Here is a 20,415-nt window from a genome sequence, read left to right on the forward strand (position 1 = left end):
GGGGCGAAGATCTCATCTGACCGGGGTTGCCCCGAGGAGGACACCATGAACTCGATCACCACCATCACGCCCGCCCGTCCGGTTGCTGTCCGCACCCGTCTGCGTCTCACGACGCGTGGGCGCCGCGTCCTCATGACCGTTGCGACTCTGCCTGCCGTCGTCGCCCTGGGTGTCGGCATCCTTTCGGGTGGCGGCGCACTCGCCAGTGGCGATGCGGGCACGCCCGCGGGTTCTTTCAGCACCGTGACCGTTCTGCCCGGCGACTCGCTGTGGACCATCGCCCAGGACATCGCACCCGACAGCGACCCGCGTGACGTCATCGACGAGATCGTCCGCCTCAACGCCCTCCCGTCCACCGCCGTCGACGCCGGCGAGTCCCTCGCGATCCCCGCCTCCTACAGTGCTCAGGCGGCCGAATAAGGCGTCGTGACGCCCTACGATGGCGGGGTGAGTGCGAGTCTCGACGACCTACCCCTCCGTGACGACCTGCGCGGTCAGATCCCGTATGGGGCCCCGCAGGCCTCCCTCCCGGTGACGTTGAACGTCAACGAGAACACCCACCCTGTTCCCGAAGACGTCGCGGACGACATCCTGGATGCTGTCGCTCAGGCGCTCCGCGACATCAACCGGTACCCCGACCGCGAGTTCACGGTGCTGCGAGAGGGGTTCGCCGACTACCTCGGCCACGGTCTCGAACCGGAGCAGATCTGGGCGGCGAACGGTTCGAACGAAGTCCTCCACCACCTGCTGCAGGCGTTCGCCGGCCCGGGGCGGACGGCGTTCGGGTTCTCGCCGACGTACTCGATGTATCCGCTGCTGACGGGGGCGACGGGCGCCACGTACGTCAGCGGCTCCCGCGGCGAGGACTTCACGCTCACCGCGGCCGACGCCGCCGAGCAGGTCGAGCGTGCACAGCCCGATGTCGTGTTCCTCTGCTCGCCGAACAACCCGACGGGCACGCCCCTCTCCCTCGATGTCATCGAGGCGGTCTACGACGCGTCCCAGGGCATCGTGATCGTCGACGAGGCATACCAGGAGTTCGCGCCGCACGACGAGCCCTCGGCGCTGACCCTTCTCCACGGGCGCGAGCGTCTCGTCGTCTCCCGGACGATGAGCAAGGCCTTCGCCTTCGCCGGTGCGCGGGTGGGGTACCTCGCCGCCGACCCTGCGGTGATCGACGCACTCCGGCTGGTGCGCCTGCCGTACCACCTGAGCGCGCTCACGCAGGCGGCTGCGACCGCTGCCCTGCGGCACGCGCCCACGATGCTCCGGATGGTCGATGACATCGTCGCCCAGCGCGACCGGATCTCCGCCACCCTCAGCGCCCTCGGGTACTCGCCCTACGAGAGCTGGTCGAACTTCGTCCTCTTCGGCGGCGTCGATGACCCGCAGGCCACGTGGCAGGGCTTGTACGACCGCGGCATCCTCGTCCGGGACGTCGGGCTGCCGCACACCCTCCGCGTCTCCGCGGGCAGTGAAGAGGAGTCGACGGCATTCCTCGAGGCGCTCGCCTCGCTCTGAGTCGCACCGCGACATCGGGCGGCGGGACGGATGCCGCGCGTCGATAGACTCGACGCATGAGCACCCCCGCGTCCCGCACCGCCTCCGTCCGGCGTGCGACCAGCGAGTCGACGATCGAGCTCGAGCTGGATCTCGACGGCACCGGCCAGAGCACGATCGACACGACAGTGCCGTTCTTCGACCACCTGCTCACGGCTTTCGCGAAACACTCGCTCACCGATCTGACCGTCCGCGCGACGGGCGACACGCACATCGACGCTCACCACACGGTGGAGGACACGGCGATCGTCCTCGGGCAGGCCATCCGTCAGGCGCTCGGCGACAAGGCGGGCATCTCCCGCTACGGCGACGCCCTCGTTCCCCTCGATGAGGCACTCGCCCAGGCGGTCGTGGACATCAGCGGGCGTCCGTACCTGGTTCACTCCGGAGAGCCCGAGGGGTACGAGTTCCACCTCATCGGCGGCCACTTCACCGGCTCGCTCGTCCGCCACGCGTTCGAGGCGATCGCGTTCCACGCGGGTCTGACCGTCCACGTCACGCTGGTCGGCGGACGCGACCCCCACCACATCGCCGAGGCCGAGTTCAAGGCGTTCGCGCGCGCCTTCCGTCAGGCGAAGGCGCTCGATCCGCTCGTCCAGGGCATCCCGAGCACGAAGGGCGCCCTGTGACCGCAGCACCGGTCGTCGCGGTTCTCGATTACGGCTCCGGCAACGTCCACTCGGCTGTCAAAGCGCTGATCGAGGCGGGCGCCGATGCGCGACTGACCAAGGATCGCGGCCTCATCGCGGACGCGGCCGGATTGCTCGTCCCGGGAGTCGGCGCGTTCTCCGCGGTCATGTCCGCACTCCGCGCGAGTCGCGGTGACGAGCTCATCGGTCGCCGCCTGGCGGGCGGGATGCCGGTGCTCGGCATCTGCGTCGGGATGCAGGTCATGTTCGAACTCGGCGTCGAGCGCGGGGTCGACACCGAGGGGATGGGGGAGTGGCCGGGGTCGGTCACCGAACTCCAGGCGCCGGTGCTTCCGCACATGGGGTGGAACACCGTCCGCACGGGCGAGGGCTCCACGCTGTTCGCCGGTCTCGAGGACGAGCGGTTCTACTTCGTCCACTCCTACGGTGCGCAGGACTGGACGCTCGACGTCATCAAGCCGTTCCGCGAGCCGGTGCTGACCTGGTGCGACTACGGCCGGCCGTTCCTCGCGGCCGTCGAGAACGGCCCGCTCTCGGCGACGCAGTTCCACCCTGAGAAGTCGGGGACCGCCGGCATCCGCTTGCTCTCCAACTGGATCTCCTCGCTCCCTGCGTCGGAGTAACCTGTCCCCTTGTGCGCGCGCCCGGCGTGCACCCCATCCCACCCGGAGCCATGAACGAATTCGCATCCACGCCCGAACTGACCCTGCTGCCCGCTGTGGACGTCGCCGACGGCAAGGCCGTCCGACTGACGCAGGGTGAGGCCGGCACCGAGACGAGCTACGGCGACCCGGTCGACGCAGCGCAGGAGTGGGCACGCCAGGGCGCGGAGTGGATCCACCTCGTCGACCTCGACGCGGCCTTCGGTCGCGGCTCGAACGCGTCACTGCTGCGCAAGGTGATCAAATCGCTCCGCGGCGTGAAGGTGGAGCTCTCGGGCGGCATCCGTGACGACGAATCCCTCGACGCGGCGCTCGACTCCGGTGCGACCCGCATCAACCTCGGCACCGCGGCTCTCGAGAACCCCGAATGGGCGGCCGACGTCATCCTCCGCTACGGCGAGGCGATCGCCGTCGGGCTCGACGTCCGCGGGACGACCCTGGCAGCCCGCGGGTGGACCCGTGACGGCGGCGACCTGTGGCAGGTCCTGGACCGTCTCGAGGATGCCGGGTGCAGCCGCTACGTGCTCACCGACGTGACGAAGGACGGCACGCTGCAGGGGCCGAACATCGAGCTGCTGCGGGAGGTCGCCGTCCGCACCGACAAGCCCGTCGTCGCATCCGGTGGGATCTCGAGCCTCGACGACATCGCCGCGCTCCGCGAACTCGTCCCGCTGGGCGTCGAGGGCGCGATCGTCGGCAAGGCCCTGTACGCCGGCGCGTTCACACTGGCCGAGGCGCTGGATGTCGCCGGACACTGACCCCCACTCGAGCAGCGCGGCCGATTCCGCCGGCGTCCCCTGGGAGGGGCGGAGCTTCCAGCCGAACCCCCACAGCGGAGACGACGGCAGCGCTGATCCGGCGCTGCTCGCGGCGCTGACCGCCTTCCACGCGGGTGAGGGGTCGGCGGGAGCCGTCGTCGACGCCTACCGGACGGCTCGCCTCCTCATCCCCTTGGTCGCCGAGAAGGGCGAGGAGGGTGTCGGCCCCACCGGCTTGACCGTCGACAAGACGCAGGAACTCTCGATCGTCACGGTCGCCGCTCCCGACGGCCGTCGCGTGCTGCCGGTGTTCACGTCGGTCGCAGCGATGTCGCGATGGGATGCCGCTGCCCGCCCGGTCCCCGCCGACGGTATCCGGACCGCGCTCTCGGCCGCGGCGGACGACACGGATCTCATCGTCATCGACCCCGGCAGCGAGACGGAGTTCGTCCTGCGCCGTCCCGCGGTGTGGGCGATCGGGCAGGGACTGCCGTGGGAGGCTCCGCACGTGTCGCCGGATGTCTTCGCCGGCCTGCAGGAGTCGATCGGCACCGAGCTCGGTGTCCTGGATCTGTCGGTCGCGACGGGGGACCCCCACTCGCGTCTGCGGGGGCCCGAGCTCGTCGTGAGCCTGCACCTCGTCGACGGTCTCGATCAGCCCGCGCTCGACGCCATCCTGCAGCGACTCGCATCCCGATGGGCGGCGGACGATCGCGTTGCCGTCCTCGTGGACGCCCTGACGGTCAAACTCGTCCGCGCCTGATACGCACGAAGGGGGATGCCGCACGGCATCCCCCTTCGTATCGGTGTCAGTTGACGGGACCGGTCCACTTCTCGCCCGGGCCCTTGCCGATCGGGTCGGGGATCGAGGATGCTTCGCGGAACGCGAGCTGCAGCGTCCGCAGCCCGTCACGGAGCGAGCGCGCGTGCATGTCGCTCACCTCGGGGGCGGCGGCGGTGATCAGGCCGGCGAGTGCGTTGATCAGCTTGCGGGCCTCGTCGAGGTCCTTCTGCTGGTCGGGGTCGTCGGCGAGACCGAGTTTCACGGCGGCGGCGCTCATGAGGTGAACGGACGTGGTGGTGATCACCTCGACGGCCGGGACGTCCGCGATGTCGCGCGTGGCGGACTGTGCGACCCGCTCCTGTTCTTCCCAGCGCGAGAGGCGCTCGGGGTCGTGATCACTGTGGTCGGCCGGAATAGTACTCACGTGCTGCTCTCTGCTAGACTTCTGCGGGCACCGGAGTGTTCTGCTCCGTGTCGAAAGAGGATCACATCCCACCCGCGCTTGCCGCTCCAGGCTACCGGGTCTCGCACTCCGCCTCGCTCGTCGAGGTTGTCCAGGGTGCAGAACAGAACGCCGATGCATGCATCGTGCGGGGTGGACGTGACGATCTTCCGCCCGGCGACACATTTTCCGTGTCACCGGAGGCCGTCCACCGCACGAAGAGGAGTTCCGCATCAGCGATCCCCGCACCAATGACCGCATCCGCGTCCCCGAGGTCCGCCTCGTCGGACCCGCGGGTGAGCAGGTCGGCGTCGTCCGCATCGAGGTGGCCATGCGCCTGGCCCAGGAGGCCGACCTCGATCTCGTCGAGGTAGCCCCGAACTCGAAGCCCCCCGTGGTCAAGATCATGGATTACGGCAAGTTCAAGTACGAGGCTGCGCAGAAGGCCAAGGAAGCGCGGCGCAATCAGGCGAACACCGTCCTCAAGGAGGTCCGGTTCCGTCTGAAGATCGAGGCGCACGACTACATAACCAAGCTCAAGCGCGCCGAGGGCTTCCTCCAGGCGGGCGACAAGGTGAAGGCGATGATCCTCTTCCGCGGTCGCGAGCAGTCGCGCCCCGAGCAGGGTGTCCGTCTCCTCCGCAAGTTCGCCGAGGATGTGGCCGAGTTCGGCACCGTGGAATCCAACCCCACGATCGACGGACGCAACATGGTCATGGTCGTCGCGCCCCACAAGAACAAGTCCGAGGTCAAGACCGAGCAGAACGCCGTTCGCGCGGCGTCCAAGCAGGCAGCGCGCGATGCGCGCGGTGGTCAGGCCGACGACGAACAGACCCCCGCTTCCGCTCCGGCGGAGTAAGCGCACCACAGACTCCCGTCCGCGGGATCCCCAACGAAGGAAGAGATATGCCGAAGCAGAAGACCCACTCGGGTGCCAAGAAGCGTTTCAAGGTCACCGGCAGCGGCAAGCTGATGAAGCAGCAGGCCAACCTGCGCCACAACCTCGAGGGCAAGGCGACCCGTCGTACCCGTCGCCTCGACCAGGAGCAGGTCCTGGCCAAGGGTGACGCCAAGGTCGCCAAGAAGCTCCTCGGCATCTGATCGCCGACGCAGATTTAGGAAGTAGAAGAAATGGCTAGAGTCAAGCGGGCTGTCAACGCCCACAAGAAGCGTCGCGTCATCCTCGAGCGCGCCTCCGGTTACCGCGGACAGCGTTCGCGCCTGTACCGCAAGGCGAAGGAGCAGGTCACCCACTCGCTCGTCTACGCATACCGGGACCGTCGCAAGCGCAAGGGCGACTTCCGTCGCCTCTGGATCCAGCGCATCAACGCCGCTGCCCGCCAGAACGGTGTCACGTACAACCGCTTCATCCAGGGCCTCGGCCTCGCGGGTGTCCAGGTCGACCGTCGCATGCTCGCCGAGCTCGCGGTGAACGAGCCCGCCGTCTTCGCGTCGCTCGTCGCGACCGCCAAGGCTGCGCTGCCGGCTGACGTCAACGCCCCCAAGGCCTGACCGCGTCACCTTTCAGGAAGGGCGTCCTCTTCGGAGGGCGCCCTTTCGCGTGCCCGCCGTACCCGCGCCCTACACTGAGAACGTGCTCGAGAACCCCCGATCGCCGCGTGTCCGCGCTGTTGCGAAGCTGACCAAGCGTGCAGCCCGTCAAGAGACCGGGCTCTACCTGCTCGAAGGTCCGCAGGCGGCGAGGGAGGCTCTCGTCTGGCGGCCGGACACGCTCATCGAGTTGTATGCGACTCCGTCGGCATGGGAGAAGCACCAGGACATTCGCGATGCGGCATCCGACGCGGACGTCGATGTAGAGTTCGCGAGCGAGGCCGTGATCGAGGCGATGGCCGACACCGTGACCCCGCAGGGCATCATCGCGGTGGCCCGGCAGGTGCCGACGTCGGTGCGCGACATCTTCGCCGATGACCCGAAGCTCATCGTGATCTGCGAGGAGGTGCGCGATCCCGGCAACCTCGGCACGATCATCCGAGCAGCGGATGCCGTCGGTGCCGACGCGGTCATCCTCACCGGTCGCACCGTCGACCCCTTCAACCCCAAGGTGGTCCGTGCAACGACCGGCTCGCTCTTCCACCTTCCGGTGGCGGTCGGCATCGAACTGGCGGATGCCGCGGGTCGTGCCCGCTCGGCGGGGCTCCGGATCGTTGCGGCCGATGTCGGGGGAGAGGACTTCGTCGATCACCGCGGGACCCTCGCCGAGCCGACCGCCTGGGTGTTCGGAAACGAGGCCCGAGGCCTCGACGACGATGCGCTGGCGTTGGTCGATCTGTCGCTTCGACTGCCGATCTACGGTCGGGCCGAATCGTTGAACCTCGCCACCGCCGCGAGCGTCTGTCTGTACGAGTCGGCGTTCGCCCAGCGCGCGGGCAACGGACCCGAATGATTACGGAACTGTAAACCCCGCGCAACCAGGCGGGTCTCCGGACGTCATCCCCCATAGGGTCGGAGCATGACCACTCCTGCTGCCGATCCTGCGCCGCGCACGTCGAACATCGACGTCCGCCGAGGCCAGCCGCTCGTCGTCCTGACGAACGTGCAGAAGCACTACGGCGACTTCCAGGCCCTCACCGACATAGACCTGTCGGTCAACCGCGGCGAGGTCGTCGTCGTGGTCGGCCCGTCCGGGTCGGGCAAGTCGACGCTCTGCCGCACGATCAACCGGCTCGAGACGATCACGAGCGGGTCGATCACGATCGACGGCGCTGATCTCCCCGCCGAAGGGAAGGCGCTCGCGGCGCTCCGTGCCGATGTCGGCATGGTCTTCCAGTCGTTCAACCTGTTCTCGCATCTGACGATCCTCGAGAACGTCACGCTCGGCCCGATCAAGGTCAAGGGCATGAAGAAGGCGGATGCCGAGAAGCTCGCCCGTGAGCTCCTGGACCGCGTGGGCGTCGGCCACCAGGCCGACAAGCTCCCCGCCCAGCTCTCGGGGGGTCAGCAGCAGCGCGTCGCGATCGCTCGCGCCCTGGCGATGAAGCCGAAGGTCATGCTCTTCGACGAGCCGACCTCGGCCCTCGACCCCGAGATGATCAACGAGGTCCTCGACGTCATGGTCGGCCTCGCCCAGGACGGGATGACGATGATCGTCGTCACCCACGAGATGGGCTTCGCCCGCAAGGCTGCTGACCGCGTGGTCTTCATGGCCGACGGGCTGATCGTCGAGGAAGCGACGCCGCAGGAGTTTTTCACGAACCCGAAGAGCGACCGCGCGAAGGACTTCCTCTCCAAGCTCATCACCCACTGAGACGTCCGCGCCCTGCACCGGCGCGACGAACGACGAACGACACGAAACCAGGAGGATCACATGCGTAAGACACGACTTGCCGGCGCCTTCGCCGGCATCGCGATCGCGGCACTCGCACTCGCAGGCTGCAACAGCGGCAGCCCGACCGCACCCGGCGGCGCTGCCGGCGGAGACGACGACACCAAGGCCCTCTGGGAGGTCGCGAGCGACGTGAAGCTCGACGGCAGCCCGACATTCGACGCGATGAGCGAGCGGGACAAGGTCGTCATCGGCGTCAAGAGCGACCAGCCAGGCCTCGGCTACGAGGATGCGGCATCCGGCGAGCGCACGGGCTTCGACGTGGACATCGCGCGTTGGATCGCCGCATCTCTCGGATTCGACGAGGACAAGATCGAGTACAAGTCGATTCCGTCGGCCAACCGTGAGCAGTCGCTCGTGAACGGCGACATCGACTACTACGTCGGCACGTACTCCATCACCGACTCTCGCAAGGAACAGATCGACTTCGCCGGTCCGTATTTCGTCACGGGGCAGGGTCTGCTGGTTGCGAAGGACAACACGGACATCACCGGGCCCGACGACTTGGCCGGTAAGGTCGTGTGCTCGGTGACGGGCTCGACGCCGCTCCAGCGGATCCGTGACGAGTACAGCCCGGGTGACACCCGTGAGTACGACACCTACTCCCAGTGCATCGACTCGCTCCTCCAGGGGCAGGTCGACGCCATCACGACGGACGAGGCGATCCTCGCCGGATACGTCGCGCAGCAGCCCGACAAGCTCAAGATCGCCGGCGAGCCGTTCAGCACGGAGAACTACGGAGTCGGTCTGCCCAAGGGCGACACGGTGCTGAAGGATCACATCAACACCCTGTTCACCGACGGTGGGGATGTCTGGACCGCGCTGTTCGACGAGCACCTCGCGCCCGCAGGCATCACTGCGACTCAGCCTGCAGTCGAGAACTGACGACGATCGGGGGCGGCACGAGCCGCCCCCGATCCCGATCCACCGGAAGGAACGCCTGTGGGCGTCATCACCGACAACCTCGACCTCTGGCGCGATGCCCTGGTCGGCACCCTGATCCTGTTCTTCGGAGGCGGCGCATTGGCGCTGGTCCTCGGCATCACCGTCGGGGCGATGCGCGTTTCCCCGGTACCGATCGCCCGTGCGGTCGGCACGCTCTACGTCAACACCATCCGGAACACTCCGCTCACCCTCGTCTTCTTCGGATTCGCGTTCGCGTTGCCCCCGCTCCTCGAGCTGCGGATCGACCCCGTCCAGCTCGGCATCGCTGCTCTGGGCATCTACACGGCGACGTACGTCGCCGAGACCATCCGGTCCGGCATCAACACGGTTCCGGTCGGTCAGGCCGAGGCCGCGCGTGCGCTGGGGCTGAGGTTCGGACAGGTCATGTCGCTCGTGGTCATGCCGCAGGCGTTCCGTTCCGTGATCCCCCCGATGATGAGCGTCTTCATCGCTCTCCTGAAAAACACGACGGTCGCCGCCGGCTTCTCCGTCGTGAACCTCGGTTCAATCCGCGCCTACCTGAGTGAGCGAGGCGAGAGCCAGATGGTCGTGATCATCTGGGTGATGATCATCTTCATCGCTCTCGTGCTCCTGCTGTCGTGGTTGCAGCGACGACTCGAGCTCCGTTGGAAGGTGACGCGATGAGCAGCGTTCTCTATGACGTCCCCGGTCCGAAGGCCATCGCCCGCAACCGCATCATCGCGGGCGTCACGGTCTTGCTCGTCGCCGCGGTCATCGGCTTCTTCGTTTGGCGGCTCGTCGCGACGGGTCAGTTCACCGGGGAGAAGTGGTACGCGTTCACGTTCACCAACGTGTGGATCAACGTCGCCAAGGCCGCCGGCAACACGCTGCTCGCGTTCGGCGCGGCGGCTGTCGGCGCGCTCGTCCTCGGATTCGTCCTCGCGATCGGGCGCCTCTCCGATCACGCGTGGGTGAGGGCTCCGTTCACCGCCGTCATCGAGGTCCTTCGGGCGATCCCGGTCCTCGTCATGATGTTCCTCCTGTACTACGGCCTGCCTGCCGCCGGTGTGCGCCTCGAGCCCTACTGGGCGGTCGTGATCGCGCTCATCGCCTACAACGGGTCGGTTCTCGCCGAAGTCATCCGTGCCGGCGTCGAGTCGTTGCCTCGGGGGCAGAAGGAGGCGGGATACGCCATCGGACTGCGCAAGAGCGGAGTCATGCGGCTGGTACTCCTGCCGCAGGCCGTGCGTGCCATGATGCCGGTGATCATCGCCCAGCTCGTCGTCACGCTGAAGGACACCGCGCTCGGCTACATCATCACGTACGAGGAGCTCCTCTTCTACGCGCGCTTCATCGGGTCGCAGTCGACGTACGGATCGCCGATCGTCCCCGCCACCCTCATCGTCGCGGCGATCTACATCGTCCTGTGCCTCTTGCTGTCGCTCGTCGCGAATCGCGTCGAGAAGCGGCTTCGGCGATCGCCGAGCACCGCAGTGGCGGCGCCGGCCAGACCGATTGCAGAGACCACCGACACCGAGCTCATCGCAGCGCAGAAAGGCGCCGGCAAGTTCGACTCCCACGGGATCTGACGTCCTACCGGCGGGCCGCACTCCGGCCCGCCGGTAGACTCGTCTCTCGTGTCCGACGCACCCGAGATCACCCCCGAGGCGGTGGATGCCGCCGTCGCTGACGCGCTGGCAGCCTTCGCCGCCGCACCCGACACGGCTGCCCTCAAGGCGGCACGATCGGCTCACACCGCGGAGGGGTCACCCCTCGCGCGGCTCAACGCGCAGATGCGGAACGTGCCGAACGACCAGAAGGCCGCGGCGGGCAAGCTCGTCGGTCAGGCTCGCGGTCGCGTCAACCAGGCGCTCGCGGCTCGAGAGGCCGAGCTCGCCGCCGCCGAGACCGCAGCGAAGCTCGAAGCCGAACGCGTCGACATCACGGCGGTCGCCCCGCGCGGACGGGTCGGGGCGCGGCATCCCATCTCCCTCCTCCAGGAGGAGATCGCCGACCTCTTCGTCGGCATGGGGTGGGAGATCGCGGAGGGACCCGAACTCGAGCACGAGTGGTTCAACTTCGACGCCCTCAACTTCGCGCCCGATCACCCGGCGCGGCAGATGCAGGACACGTTCTTCGTCGACCCGGTCGCCCGCCACCTCGTCATGCGCACGCACACGAGCCCGGTGCAGGTCCGCTCGATGCTCGAGCGCGACGTGCCGATCTACATCCTCTGCCCGGGCCGGGTCTACCGCACCGACGAGTTCGATGCGACGCACCTCCCTGCTTTCACGCAGTTCGAGGGGCTCGTGATCGACAAGGGCATCACGATGGCGCACCTCAAGGGCACCCTCGACCACGCCGCGAAGGTCTTGTTCGGTGCCGAGGCGAAGACCCGGTTCCGCACCAACTACTTCCCCTTCACCGAGCCGTCCGCCGAGCTCGACCTCTGGCACCCCACCTTCCCCGGTGGCGCGCGCTGGATCGAGTGGGGTGGATGCGGGATGGTGAACCCCAACGTCCTCCGCGCCGCCGGCATCGACCCCGAGGTGTACTCGGGCTTCGCCTTCGGCATGGGCATCGAGCGGACGCTGATGTTCCGCAGCGATGTGCAGGACATGCGCGACATGGCCGAGGGCGATGTCCGCTTCAGCGAGCAGTTCGGAATGGTGGTCTGATGCGCGTCCCGCTCTCTTGGCTCGGCGAGTACGTCGATGTGGCCGAAGGCACGACCCCCGAGGACGTCCTCGCCTCCTTCGTCTCCGTCGGATTCGAGGAGGAGGACGTCCACGCGTTCGACCTCACCGGTCCGATCGTCGTCGGACGCGTCGTCTCGTTCGAGGCCGAGCCGCAGTCCAACGGCAAGACCATCCGGTGGTGCCAGGTCGACGTCGGCGAGGCGAACGGCGGCGTCCGCGGCATCGTCTGCGGCGCCGGCAACTTCTTCGAGGGCGACAAGGTCGTCGTGACGCTGCCGGGAGCCGTCCTGCCCGGCCCGTTCCCGATCGCGGCGCGGAAGACGTACGGCCATGTCTCGGACGGCATGATCGCCTCCGCCAAGGAACTCGGTCTGGGGGAGGAGCACTCCGGCATCCTCCGCCTGACGGAACTCGGCCTCGACCCCGAGGTCGGGACCGACGCGATCGCCCTCCTCGGCCTCGACGACGTCGCCGTCGACATCAACGTCACGCCCGACCGCGGGTACGCGCTCTCGATCCGCGGTGCAGCACGCGAGTACGCACACGCGACCCGAGCCCGCTTCATCGACCCCGGCCTGCGCCCCTTCGAGGAGCTCGAGCAGCCCACCGGCGGGTTCGACATCTCCGTCGACGACGCGGCTCCCATCCACGGCAAACCCGGTGCGAGCGAGTTCGTCGTGCGCATCGTCCGCGACGTCGACCCGTCCCGGCCGACGCCGCCCTGGATGACCGCGCGCCTGTCGCTCGCCGGCATCCGCTCGCTCGGCATCCTGATCGACATCACCAACTACGTGATGCTCGAACTGGGCAACCCGATCCACGGCTACGACCTCGACACGCTCACCGGCGGCATCACCGTCCGCCGCGCCTCGGCAGGGGAGAAGCTCACGACCCTCGACGGCAAGGAGCGCACCCTCGACGCCGAGGACCTGCTCATCACCGACGAGTCGGGCCCCATCGGCCTGGCGGGCGTCATGGGCGGCGGCAAGACCGAGATGGGGGATGCCACGCGCAACGTCCTCATCGAGGCGGCCATCTTCGACCCGGTGTCGATCGCCCGCACGGCGCGTCGGCACAAGCTGCCCAGCGAGGCGTCCCGGCGCTTCGAGCGCGGCGTCGACCCGCTCATCCCGTTCGTCGCGGCACGCCGCGTCGCCGACCTGATGGTCGAACTCGCCGGCGGCACGCTCGACACGACCACGGGCGGCGCACTCTTCGCCGAGGTTTTCGTCCCGTCCGTCGACCTCCCCGAGTCGTTCGTCAGCGGCCTCATCGGCGTCGACTACACGACCGACGAGATCGTCGGCGCGCTCGAGACCATCGGGTGCGAGGTCATCGACGCCGACGGCGGCTGGGAGGTCATCCCTCCCTCCTGGCGCCCCGACCTCACCGACCGGTGGACGCTCGCCGAAGAAGTCGCGCGCCTGCACGGGCTCGATCGGATCCCGTCCATCCTCCCGACGCCTCCCTCCGGACGCGGTCTCACGGCTGCGCAGCGCGGACGTCGTCGCGTCGCAAACGCGTTGGCTGCCTCCGGTCACGTCGAGGTCGTCGCGTTCCCGTTCACGACCGAGGATCAGAACGACCTGCACGGTTCGGCGGCGGGAGAGCACCTGCCCTCCATCAGGCTCGCCAACCCGCTCGACGGTCAGGCGCCCTTCCTGCGGCGTTCGCTTCTTCCCGGTCTTCTGCAGATCGCGCACCGGAACGTCTCCCGTGGCTTCACCGACGTCGCCCTCTTCGAGACCGGCACGGTGTTCGCACCGGTCGAGGGCGTCGAGTACGGCACCACCACCGTGCCGCCGCTCGCGCAGCTGCCCGATGAGGCCACGCTCGCCGCACTGCACGCATCGATCCCGCCGCAGCCCCGGCATGTCGCCGTCCTGCTGCACGGCAACGCCCTGGTGAAGCGCCCCGGCCAGTCGGCGGTCGCCTTCGACCTCGCCGATGCGCTCGGTGCGGTCCAGACGGTCGCCGCGGCGGCCGGGGTCGCGATCGAGGTCCGCCAGTCCCAGCGTGCGGCGCTCCACCCCGGACGAGCCGGTTCGCTCTTCGTCGGGGACACCGAGGTCGGCTACGTCGGCGAGCTGCTGCCCGCCGTCGCGGAGGCCGCTGACCTGCACGGCCGTGCCTTCGTCGCCGAGCTCGACCTCGACGCGGTGCTCGCACTCACGACTGCACCGGATGCGGCGCCCTCGCTCGCGACCTATCCGGCCGCGACGCAGGACGTCTCGCTCGTCGTGGCCGCCGACCTCGCCGCCGGCGCGGTGCGGGACGCGCTCGTCGACGGGGCCGGCCCCCTCCTCGAGGACATCCGCCTCGTCGACGACTACCGGGGTACCGGTCTGCCGGACGGCTCCAAGAGCCTCACGTTCGCCCTGCGCTTCCGTGCCGACGACCGCACGCTGACCGCCGCGGAGGCGACGGACGCGAAGCTCGCGGGCGTCGCGGTCGCGGCCGAGCGGCATGGAGCCGCGATCCGCGACTGATCCGATCACCCTGCGGGGTGTGCTGCGGTCAGCCGCGATCGAAGCGCATATCGCAGGCATCGGCATCCGCGTCGGGTGCAACGGTGCCGGTCCGCGCGAAGTCAGCCCAGACACGCCGCACCGCGCGCCCGCGCGCGTCGACTTCGGCCCAGGCGTCGGGCGGAACGAGGCTCGTCCGCGTCCAGGCATCGCGGGTTCCGAGCACCAGCGGGACGTCGACGGTGTGTCCGACTCCGATCGGACTGGACGCGGGTGCTGCCTCCAGCAGGTACCGCACGGCGCGACCGCCCGCCGCTCGGTGGCGATCGACGAATGCCCGCACGGGCCGCGTGTAGACGACGCGGGTCAGCGGCCCCACCATCGCGCGCATGAGCAGCGCTCGGAGAGCGCGCCCCAGGACGGGAGCCCGCAGGAGCGGCGCGACCACGGGCAGCGCCGGCAGGTACATCGCGATCTCTTCGCGCGTCGTGCCGATGAGGAGGTCGACGTCCGATGCGACGGCTTGCCACGCGGCATCCCGCTGCGCTTCGGTCGGAAGGGGAGCGTGACCGTAGCGCGGACCCCACGGAAGCCCCGAACGGATGCCGAACGGCCAGGAGGCGCGCTCCGCCCCGGACTGCCGCCGCAGCACCGCATCGGTCGCGGCGTCGGGGGCGAGCGCCCGCGTCACGCGCGCCATCGCTCGGAACATGCGCTCCCGTCCGCCGGTGACGCCGAGGGGCGGGCTCTGCACGATGGCCCTGCGGATGAGTCCGCGCGCCCCCTCGCTGATCAGGAGATGCAGGATCGCGTCGGCGCCCGCGGACTGGCCCATCGCGGTGAGGGTTGTCGGATCCCCACCGAACGCGCCGATCGACGCGTGGATCCAGCGCAACGCTTCGATCTGATCCAGCAGGCCCAGGTTGGCGGGCGGTCCGTCCTGCGGATGCCTCGGGCCGGATCCGCCGCCGCCGAACCCCAGCAGCCCCAACCGCGAGGTCACGGCGACGACGATGACGCGCTGCTCGACGACGAGCGCGCGGGGGTCGTAGATCTCGAGGTCGCCGGCACCCGTCGTGTATCCGCCGCCGTGGAACCAGACGATGACGGGAACGACCTCACCGGGATCGAGGTCCGCCGGCAGCGTGATCGACAGGCGTTGGCAGTCCTCGGACTGGCTCACACCGTCGAGGGCGCCCTCCAGGAGGGTGTCGAGGATCCGCGACGACGGCTGCGGGCAGGCAGGCGCCGGGGTCACCGCGCTGAGCACTGCGCGTCCGGCCGGCGCCGCCACGGGCGCCTCCCCGCGGGCGGCGGTCGCGTAGGGGATTCCCCGGTAGCGGATGACGTCGCCGTCGCGGAGGCCCGTGACGGGCCCGGAGCGCGTCGGGATCGGACCGGGGACGGCGAGTGGCGGCATCCCGTAACGCTATCCGTCGAGGGGGCTGCTCAGCGCCTGCCCCAGTTCCACGGCGGGCCGTCCAATCGGCCCCGTCCCTCGACGGCCGTGCCGTTGCTGTACCGCTCGAGAGAGACCCGGTTGGCATCGGGTATCGCGTCGACGAGCCCGGACGCGTGCGACACCAGGATGACCTGCGTCTGCTCGGATGCCGCCCGCACGAGATGCGCCAACGGTTCGAGCAGGCTCGGGTGAAGGCTCGACTCCGGCTCGTTGAGGACCGTGAGGGGTGCGGGCCTGGCGGGCAGGAGCGCCGCGCACAGGAGCAGGTAACGGAGCGTCCCGTCCGAGAGTTCGGCCGCGTCCAGGGGTCGCAGGAGCCCCGACTGCCTGACGGTGAGTCGCAGCACGCCGTCGGTCGCCTCGACGCGCACGCGACTGCCGGGGAACGCGTCGTCGACGGCGCGATCGAGTTGATGCCCGAAGCCCATGTCGTGGACCGTGGCCCAGACCGCCGCGAGGTTCGACCCGTCGTGGGCGAGGAGCGGCGACCGCGTACCGACCTGGGGACGGCGGGCGGGGGCGTCCGCATCCACCCGGAAGTGGTCGTAGAAGCGCCAGCCGTTCATCATCCGTCGGAGCCCCAGCAGCTCCGGGGCGGTGTCGCCGTCGGCCAGGTCCGTGATGATGCTCTCGAACGGAGCGAGCTTCTGGTCGAGACTCACCCACGCGCCGTCCCGAACGCGCGTCTGCGTTCGGAGCCGGTCGATCAGAAGGGTCGCCGGCTTGGCCAGGGGGCCGGCGAAGACCTGCTCCCGCTTGATCTCGGGGTCACGGGCGAACACGCTCTCCTGGGAGATCTGGGGGATGCCGAGGTCGACGAGGTATCCGAGCTCGTCCGACGCGAACCCGAGCTGCACCGCGATCGGGCCCCGACGCACGGTGCCCTGATCGCCACCTTCCTCCGGCCCAGCCCACAGCAGGGACGGCAGACCTCCCTCGCGTGCGACGGCTCCGACGAGGTCGCCGCGCGCAGCGGATGCCAGTAAACGCAGCGCGCGGTAGAGGTTGGACTTGCCCGAGCCGTTCGGACCCGTCACGACCGTGAGCGCTTCGAGGGGCAGCACGATGTCGCGGAGGGATCGGTAACCGGAGACGGCGAGCGTGCGCAGCATCCCCTCACCCTGCCAGGTGGGGTGGACATCGCGACACGCCCGTTCGCTAGGCTCGCCGCGTGAGCGAGCAACAGAGCGTCCCCGCCCTCCATCTCTCCGGCCTGGTGAAGCAGTTCGGGTCGACTCCGGCGGTCGCCGGCATCGATCTGGTCGTACCGTCCGGCTCGTTCTACGGCCTCGTGGGCCCGAACGGGGCGGGCAAGACCACCACGTTGTCGATGGCGACGGGGCTTTTGCGTCCGGATGCGGGCGGCGCCTGGGTGCACGGGATCGACGTGTGGCGCGACCCGGTCGCTGCCAAGCGCGTGATCGGCAACCTCTCCGACGGCATTCGGCTCTTCGACCGTCTCACCGGGGAGCAGCTCATCACCTACACGGCGATGATGTTCGGGCTTCCGCGCCCGGAGATCGCGCCCCGTGTCTCCGACCTCCTCGACCTCATGGATCTGCGCCCCGCGGCCGGGACGATCGTCGCTGACTACTCGGCCGGTATGACCAAGAAGGTCGCCCTCGCGTGCGCACTGGTGCACGCACCACGACTGCTCGTCCTCGACGAACCGTTCGAATCCGTCGACCCCGTCTCGGCCGCCAACATCGAAGACGTGCTGCGCGGGTACACGGCGTCGGGCGGATCGGTGATCGTCTCGAGCCACTCGATGGACCTCGTCCAGCGCATGTGCGACCACGTCGCGGTCATCGCGGCCGGACGGGTCCTCGCCGCGGGTACGGTCGACGAGGTCCGCGCGGGGCAGACCCTGCAGGACCGTTTCGTCGAGCTCGTCGGCGGCCGTCACACGAGTGAGGGGCCGCAGTGGTTGCGACAGTCCTGAAGCTCCGGTACCGGGCGCTCTTCAACACGCTCGCCCGACGGCCCTGGCAGCTCGTCGGGTTCATCTTCGGCGCCTTGTGGGGTCTCGGGATCCTGGCCTCCGTGACGGCGGGCATCATCTCGCTCAGCATCTTCGGCTCCCTCGACGCCGCGGCCGGCGTCAGCATCCTCGGGGGGAGCGCACTGATCCTCGGATGGGTCGTCGCCCCCATCGTCGCGACCGGCATGGACACTTCGATCGATGCGCGTCGCCTGGCCCCCTTCCCGTTCACGCGACGACAGACGATGCTCGCGCTCGCCGGTACGGGGATCACCGGCATCCCGGGCGTCGTCACGACGCTCGTCGCCCTGATCTCCGTCATCCTGTGGCTGCGCTGGCCGCTGGCGGCGCTCGCGGGCATCCCCGCCGCGCTCATCGGGGTCGCGATCTGCGTCGTCGCCTCGCGACTCGTGGGAGAGCTCTCCGGCGGCATGGGCGGGAATCGGCGCGGTCGGGAGCTCATCGGGACGATCGTGCTCGTGGTCATCATGCTCTCGGGCCCGCTCATCACCGGCATCCTCGCCCTTCTCGACGGGGGGACGGGGTCGTTGGGCGATCGCTTCGGCGCCGCCGCCGCCGTGCTGCCCTGGACGCCGCTCGGCGCCGCCTGGGGTGTGGCGCCGGCGCTCGCCGCGGGCGAGGGAGTGCTCGCGCTCGCTCGGGTGGCTATCGCACTCGCGACCCTCGCCGTCCTCGGGTGGGCCTGGTCCCGCGCCGTCGACCGGTCGACATCCGCCCCGCCGCGGCAGTCGAGCCGGCAGGTGGCCGCCGGCAAGCTCGGTCTGTTCGGCGTCATGCCCACCGGCGGTGTCGGTGCGACGTGGGCCCGTTCGCTCAACGCGTGGCTCCGCGACCCGCGGTACCTCCGGCAGTTGCTCGTGGTCCCGATCTTCCCGATCCTGTTCGCCTTCATCGGCGGCGTCGACGGATTCGGGTTCGCGGCGTCCCCGGTCCTCGTGGCCTTCATGCTCGCGATCGGTGGATACACCGACATCTCCTACGACGGCACGGCGTACGCGACGGTCCTCGCGACGGGCATCCGCGGCCGCGACGACCGTCTCGGACGCCTCCTCGGCGCGGCGAGCCTCGGCATCCCTCTCGTCGTCATCGTCTCGATCGTGAGCTGCGTCCTCAGTGGGGATGCCGGGCGTCTTGCACTCGTGCTCGGCGCATCCCTGGGGGTCCTCCTGGTCGGATACGGGGTGTCGGCGGTGACGTCGGCGATGATCATCGCGCCCGTTGCGGCGCCGGGGGACAGTCCGTTCAAGAGCGTCCCCGGCCAGACCTTCGTCAGCGGACTTCTCGTCTTCGTCGTGTGGGCGGTGATCGGCGTGCTGTCGCTCCCCGTCCTCGTCATCGCGGTCACCGGCATGGTCCAGGGCCCGGGGGAGTGGGGTCTGGCGACCCTCGCGGTCGGCCTCATCGTCGGAGGCGGTGCCGCCGTCCTCGGTGTCTTCCTGGGTGGGCGGACCTTCGACCGGTCCGGCCCCGAGCTCTTCGACCGCATCCGGTCCCTCCCGACGACATGAGCGACCGCGTCCTCGTCCTCGGCGGCACCGGATGGGTGGGCCGGCGGGTGGCCGCGGCCTGGCTCGACCGCGGTGCCCGCGTGACGGTCAGCGGTCGCGGCGGTCGGACTGCACCGGAGGGTGCCGAGCTCGTCGTGCTCGACCGCGCCGAACCGGACGCGTATCGCGTGGTAGCCGGAACCGACTGGGATGAGATCGTCGATGTCTCCTCCGTCCCGGCGCACGTCGCCCACGCGGCATCCGCCGTCGGCGACCGTGCCGCGCACGCGACGTACATCTCCAGCGTGTCCGTCTATGCCGACGCGAGCACCCCGGGCGCCGACGAGGACGCGGGCCTGGTGGAGCCTCTCGGCGAGGACGACCCGGACGACTACGCCCGCGCCAAGGTCGCCGGCGAGCAGGCTGCCGTTGGGCTCGGCACCCGCGTGGCGATCGTCCGTCCGGGGCTCATCGTGGGCCCCGGAGACCCGACGGATCGGTTCGGCTACTGGCCGGCGCGGTTCGCCGCCGCCGGGGCGGAGCCCGTCCTCGTCCCCGAAGGCCCGGACCTCCGCGCGCAGGTGATCGACGTCGACGACCTCGTGTCCTTCGTCGTCGCATCGGGCGCGCGCGGGCTCGACGGCGTCGTCGACGCGGTCGGTCACTCCCACCCCCTCGCCGGCGTCCTCACCCTCGCGCGAGAGGCCGCCGGCCACACCGGGGAGGTGCTGACCGCTCCCACCGATTGGCTCGAACGCCACGGCGTCGCCTTCTGGGCGGGACCGCGGTCGCTCCCGCTCTGGCTCCCGGCCGACGTGCCGGGGTTCGCGTCGCGGAGCGGTGCCGCCTACCGGGCGGCGGGCGGCGGCATCCGTCCCCTGTCCGAGACGATCGACCGCGTCCTCGCGGACGAGCGGGCCCGCGGCGTCGCGCGGTCACGGGCCGCCGGTCTCGAACGCGCCGAGGAGCTCGCCCTCATCGAGGCATTGCGCGCGCAGCGCTGAGCTCGATTTGCGACGACGGATGCCGCGGCGCTACCGTCGCGGTATGTCCTCGCCCGCGACCCTCACCGTCTCGACGGTGGTCCGCGCGCGTCGACGTCTGGGCGACCGCCGACGCTAGGCGACCCCTCCCGCTCTCCGCGCACGGCGGATCGAGCCGCAGGTGTCGCCGTCTTCGGCCCCGCTCACTC

General features: G+C 69.7%; 22 protein-coding genes. 19 read left to right on the plus strand and 3 right to left on the minus strand.

What is annotated here, in order from left to right:
• Positions 1-45: 45 nt before the first annotated feature.
• From H286_RS0111820 to H286_RS0111845, 6 genes are read left to right on the plus strand one after another with little or no spacing between them, the layout of a single operon-like run.
• Positions 46-420: a LysM peptidoglycan-binding domain-containing protein gene (locus H286_RS0111820; RefSeq protein ID WP_020098310.1), complete on the plus strand. Its 375-nt coding sequence runs from the start codon at positions 46-48 to the stop codon at positions 418-420.
• A 27-nt stretch (positions 421-447) separates the two neighbouring features.
• Positions 448-1,521, plus strand: a complete 1,074-nt coding sequence (locus H286_RS0111825; RefSeq protein WP_018187221.1) for a histidinol-phosphate transaminase — start codon at positions 448-450, stop codon at positions 1,519-1,521.
• A 56-nt stretch (positions 1,522-1,577) separates the two neighbouring features.
• Positions 1,578-2,189 carry an imidazoleglycerol-phosphate dehydratase HisB gene (gene hisB / locus H286_RS0111830; protein ID WP_020098311.1) on the plus strand — a complete coding sequence of 204 codons (612 nt, stop codon included), beginning with the start codon at positions 1,578-1,580 and terminating at the stop codon, positions 2,187-2,189.
• Positions 2,186-2,833: an imidazole glycerol phosphate synthase subunit HisH gene (hisH, locus tag H286_RS0111835; RefSeq protein WP_018187223.1), complete on the plus strand. Its 648-nt coding sequence runs from the start codon at positions 2,186-2,188 to the stop codon at positions 2,831-2,833. The genes hisB and hisH overlap by 4 nt, the downstream gene beginning before the upstream one ends.
• Before the next feature lie 50 nt (positions 2,834-2,883).
• Complete coding sequence (gene priA, locus H286_RS0111840) at positions 2,884-3,630, plus strand: bifunctional 1-(5-phosphoribosyl)-5-((5-phosphoribosylamino)methylideneamino)imidazole-4-carboxamide isomerase/phosphoribosylanthranilate isomerase PriA (protein WP_018187224.1); 747 nt, start codon at positions 2,884-2,886, stop codon at positions 3,628-3,630.
• On the plus strand, positions 3,614-4,393 hold the full coding sequence (locus H286_RS0111845) for an SseB family protein (protein ID WP_020098312.1): 780 nt from the start codon (positions 3,614-3,616) through the stop codon (positions 4,391-4,393). The genes priA and H286_RS0111845 overlap by 17 nt, the downstream gene beginning before the upstream one ends.
• Before the next feature lie 46 nt (positions 4,394-4,439).
• Here H286_RS0111845 and H286_RS0111850 read toward each other — a convergent pair whose 3' ends face one another.
• Positions 4,440-4,838: a DUF1844 domain-containing protein gene (locus tag H286_RS0111850; RefSeq protein ID WP_018187226.1), complete on the minus strand. Its 399-nt coding sequence runs from the start codon at positions 4,836-4,838 to the stop codon at positions 4,440-4,442.
• Positions 4,839-5,040: 202 nt separating this feature from the next.
• Here H286_RS0111850 and infC point away from each other — a divergent pair, with 202 nt between their 5' ends.
• The 10 genes from infC to pheT all read left to right on the plus strand — a co-directional run bounded on the left by infC (position 5,041) and on the right by pheT (position 14,293).
• A complete protein-coding gene (gene infC, locus H286_RS0111855; protein WP_081626449.1) occupies positions 5,041-5,715 on the plus strand; it encodes a translation initiation factor IF-3 in 675 nt (224 codons plus the stop codon).
• A gap of 47 nt (positions 5,716-5,762) precedes the next feature.
• The gene (gene rpmI, locus H286_RS0111860) at positions 5,763-5,957 is read left to right on the plus strand and encodes a 50S ribosomal protein L35 (RefSeq protein WP_018187228.1); all 195 of its coding nucleotides are present in this window, start codon (positions 5,763-5,765) and stop codon (positions 5,955-5,957) included.
• A 30-nt stretch (positions 5,958-5,987) separates the two neighbouring features.
• Positions 5,988-6,368 carry a 50S ribosomal protein L20 gene (gene rplT, locus H286_RS0111865; protein WP_018187229.1) on the plus strand — a complete coding sequence of 127 codons (381 nt, stop codon included), beginning with the start codon at positions 5,988-5,990 and terminating at the stop codon, positions 6,366-6,368.
• Positions 6,369-6,450: 82 nt separating this feature from the next.
• Positions 6,451-7,260 (plus strand): TrmH family RNA methyltransferase, encoded by an 810-nt coding sequence (locus H286_RS0111870; RefSeq protein ID WP_028497503.1) that lies wholly within the window; start codon positions 6,451-6,453, stop codon positions 7,258-7,260.
• Positions 7,261-7,326: 66 nt separating this feature from the next.
• Positions 7,327-8,121 carry an amino acid ABC transporter ATP-binding protein gene (locus H286_RS0111875; protein WP_018187231.1) on the plus strand — a complete coding sequence of 265 codons (795 nt, stop codon included), beginning with the start codon at positions 7,327-7,329 and terminating at the stop codon, positions 8,119-8,121.
• Positions 8,122-8,181: 60 nt separating this feature from the next.
• Positions 8,182-9,084: a glutamate ABC transporter substrate-binding protein gene (locus tag H286_RS0111880; RefSeq protein WP_018187232.1), complete on the plus strand. Its 903-nt coding sequence runs from the start codon at positions 8,182-8,184 to the stop codon at positions 9,082-9,084.
• 57 nt (positions 9,085-9,141) lie between these two features.
• Complete coding sequence (locus tag H286_RS0111885) at positions 9,142-9,789, plus strand: amino acid ABC transporter permease (RefSeq protein WP_020098314.1); 648 nt, start codon at positions 9,142-9,144, stop codon at positions 9,787-9,789.
• The gene (locus H286_RS0111890; protein WP_018187234.1) at positions 9,786-10,694 is read left to right on the plus strand and encodes an amino acid ABC transporter permease; all 909 of its coding nucleotides are present in this window, start codon (positions 9,786-9,788) and stop codon (positions 10,692-10,694) included. Before H286_RS0111885 ends, H286_RS0111890 begins: the two co-directional genes overlap by 4 nt.
• A gap of 48 nt (positions 10,695-10,742) precedes the next feature.
• Positions 10,743-11,783 (plus strand): phenylalanine--tRNA ligase subunit alpha, encoded by a 1,041-nt coding sequence (gene pheS, locus H286_RS0111895; RefSeq protein WP_020098315.1) that lies wholly within the window; start codon positions 10,743-10,745, stop codon positions 11,781-11,783.
• Positions 11,783-14,293, plus strand: a complete 2,511-nt coding sequence (gene pheT / locus H286_RS0111900) for a phenylalanine--tRNA ligase subunit beta (protein WP_020098316.1) — start codon at positions 11,783-11,785, stop codon at positions 14,291-14,293. Before pheS ends, pheT begins: the two co-directional genes overlap by 1 nt.
• A gap of 28 nt (positions 14,294-14,321) precedes the next feature.
• Here pheT and H286_RS0111905 read toward each other — a convergent pair whose 3' ends face one another.
• Positions 14,322-15,692 (minus strand): carboxylesterase family protein, encoded by a 1,371-nt coding sequence (locus H286_RS0111905; RefSeq protein ID WP_020098317.1) that lies wholly within the window; start codon positions 15,690-15,692, stop codon positions 14,322-14,324.
• Between the two features lie 29 nt (positions 15,693-15,721).
• Positions 15,722-16,846 carry an AAA family ATPase gene (locus H286_RS0111910; protein ID WP_020098318.1) on the minus strand — a complete coding sequence of 375 codons (1,125 nt, stop codon included), beginning with the start codon at positions 16,844-16,846 and terminating at the stop codon, positions 15,722-15,724.
• 59 nt (positions 16,847-16,905) lie between these two features.
• Here H286_RS0111910 and H286_RS0111915 point away from each other — a divergent pair, with 59 nt between their 5' ends.
• The 3 genes from H286_RS0111915 to H286_RS0111925 are packed head-to-tail and all read left to right on the plus strand — an operon-like array spanning position 16,906 to position 20,227.
• Entirely contained in the window at positions 16,906-17,676 is a 771-nt protein-coding gene (locus H286_RS0111915; protein WP_018187239.1) for an ABC transporter ATP-binding protein, read from the plus strand.
• Positions 17,658-19,244 (plus strand): hypothetical protein, encoded by a 1,587-nt coding sequence (locus H286_RS0111920; protein ID WP_020098319.1) that lies wholly within the window; start codon positions 17,658-17,660, stop codon positions 19,242-19,244. Before H286_RS0111915 ends, H286_RS0111920 begins: the two co-directional genes overlap by 19 nt.
• A complete protein-coding gene (locus H286_RS0111925; RefSeq protein WP_020098320.1) occupies positions 19,241-20,227 on the plus strand; it encodes an NAD-dependent epimerase/dehydratase family protein in 987 nt (328 codons plus the stop codon). Before H286_RS0111920 ends, H286_RS0111925 begins: the two co-directional genes overlap by 4 nt.
• Positions 20,228-20,415 lie beyond the last annotated feature (188 nt).

The organism is Microbacterium sp. 11MF (assembly GCF_000383475.1).
Taxonomy (GTDB): Bacteria; Actinomycetota; Actinomycetes; order Actinomycetales; family Microbacteriaceae; genus Microbacterium; species Microbacterium aquilitoris.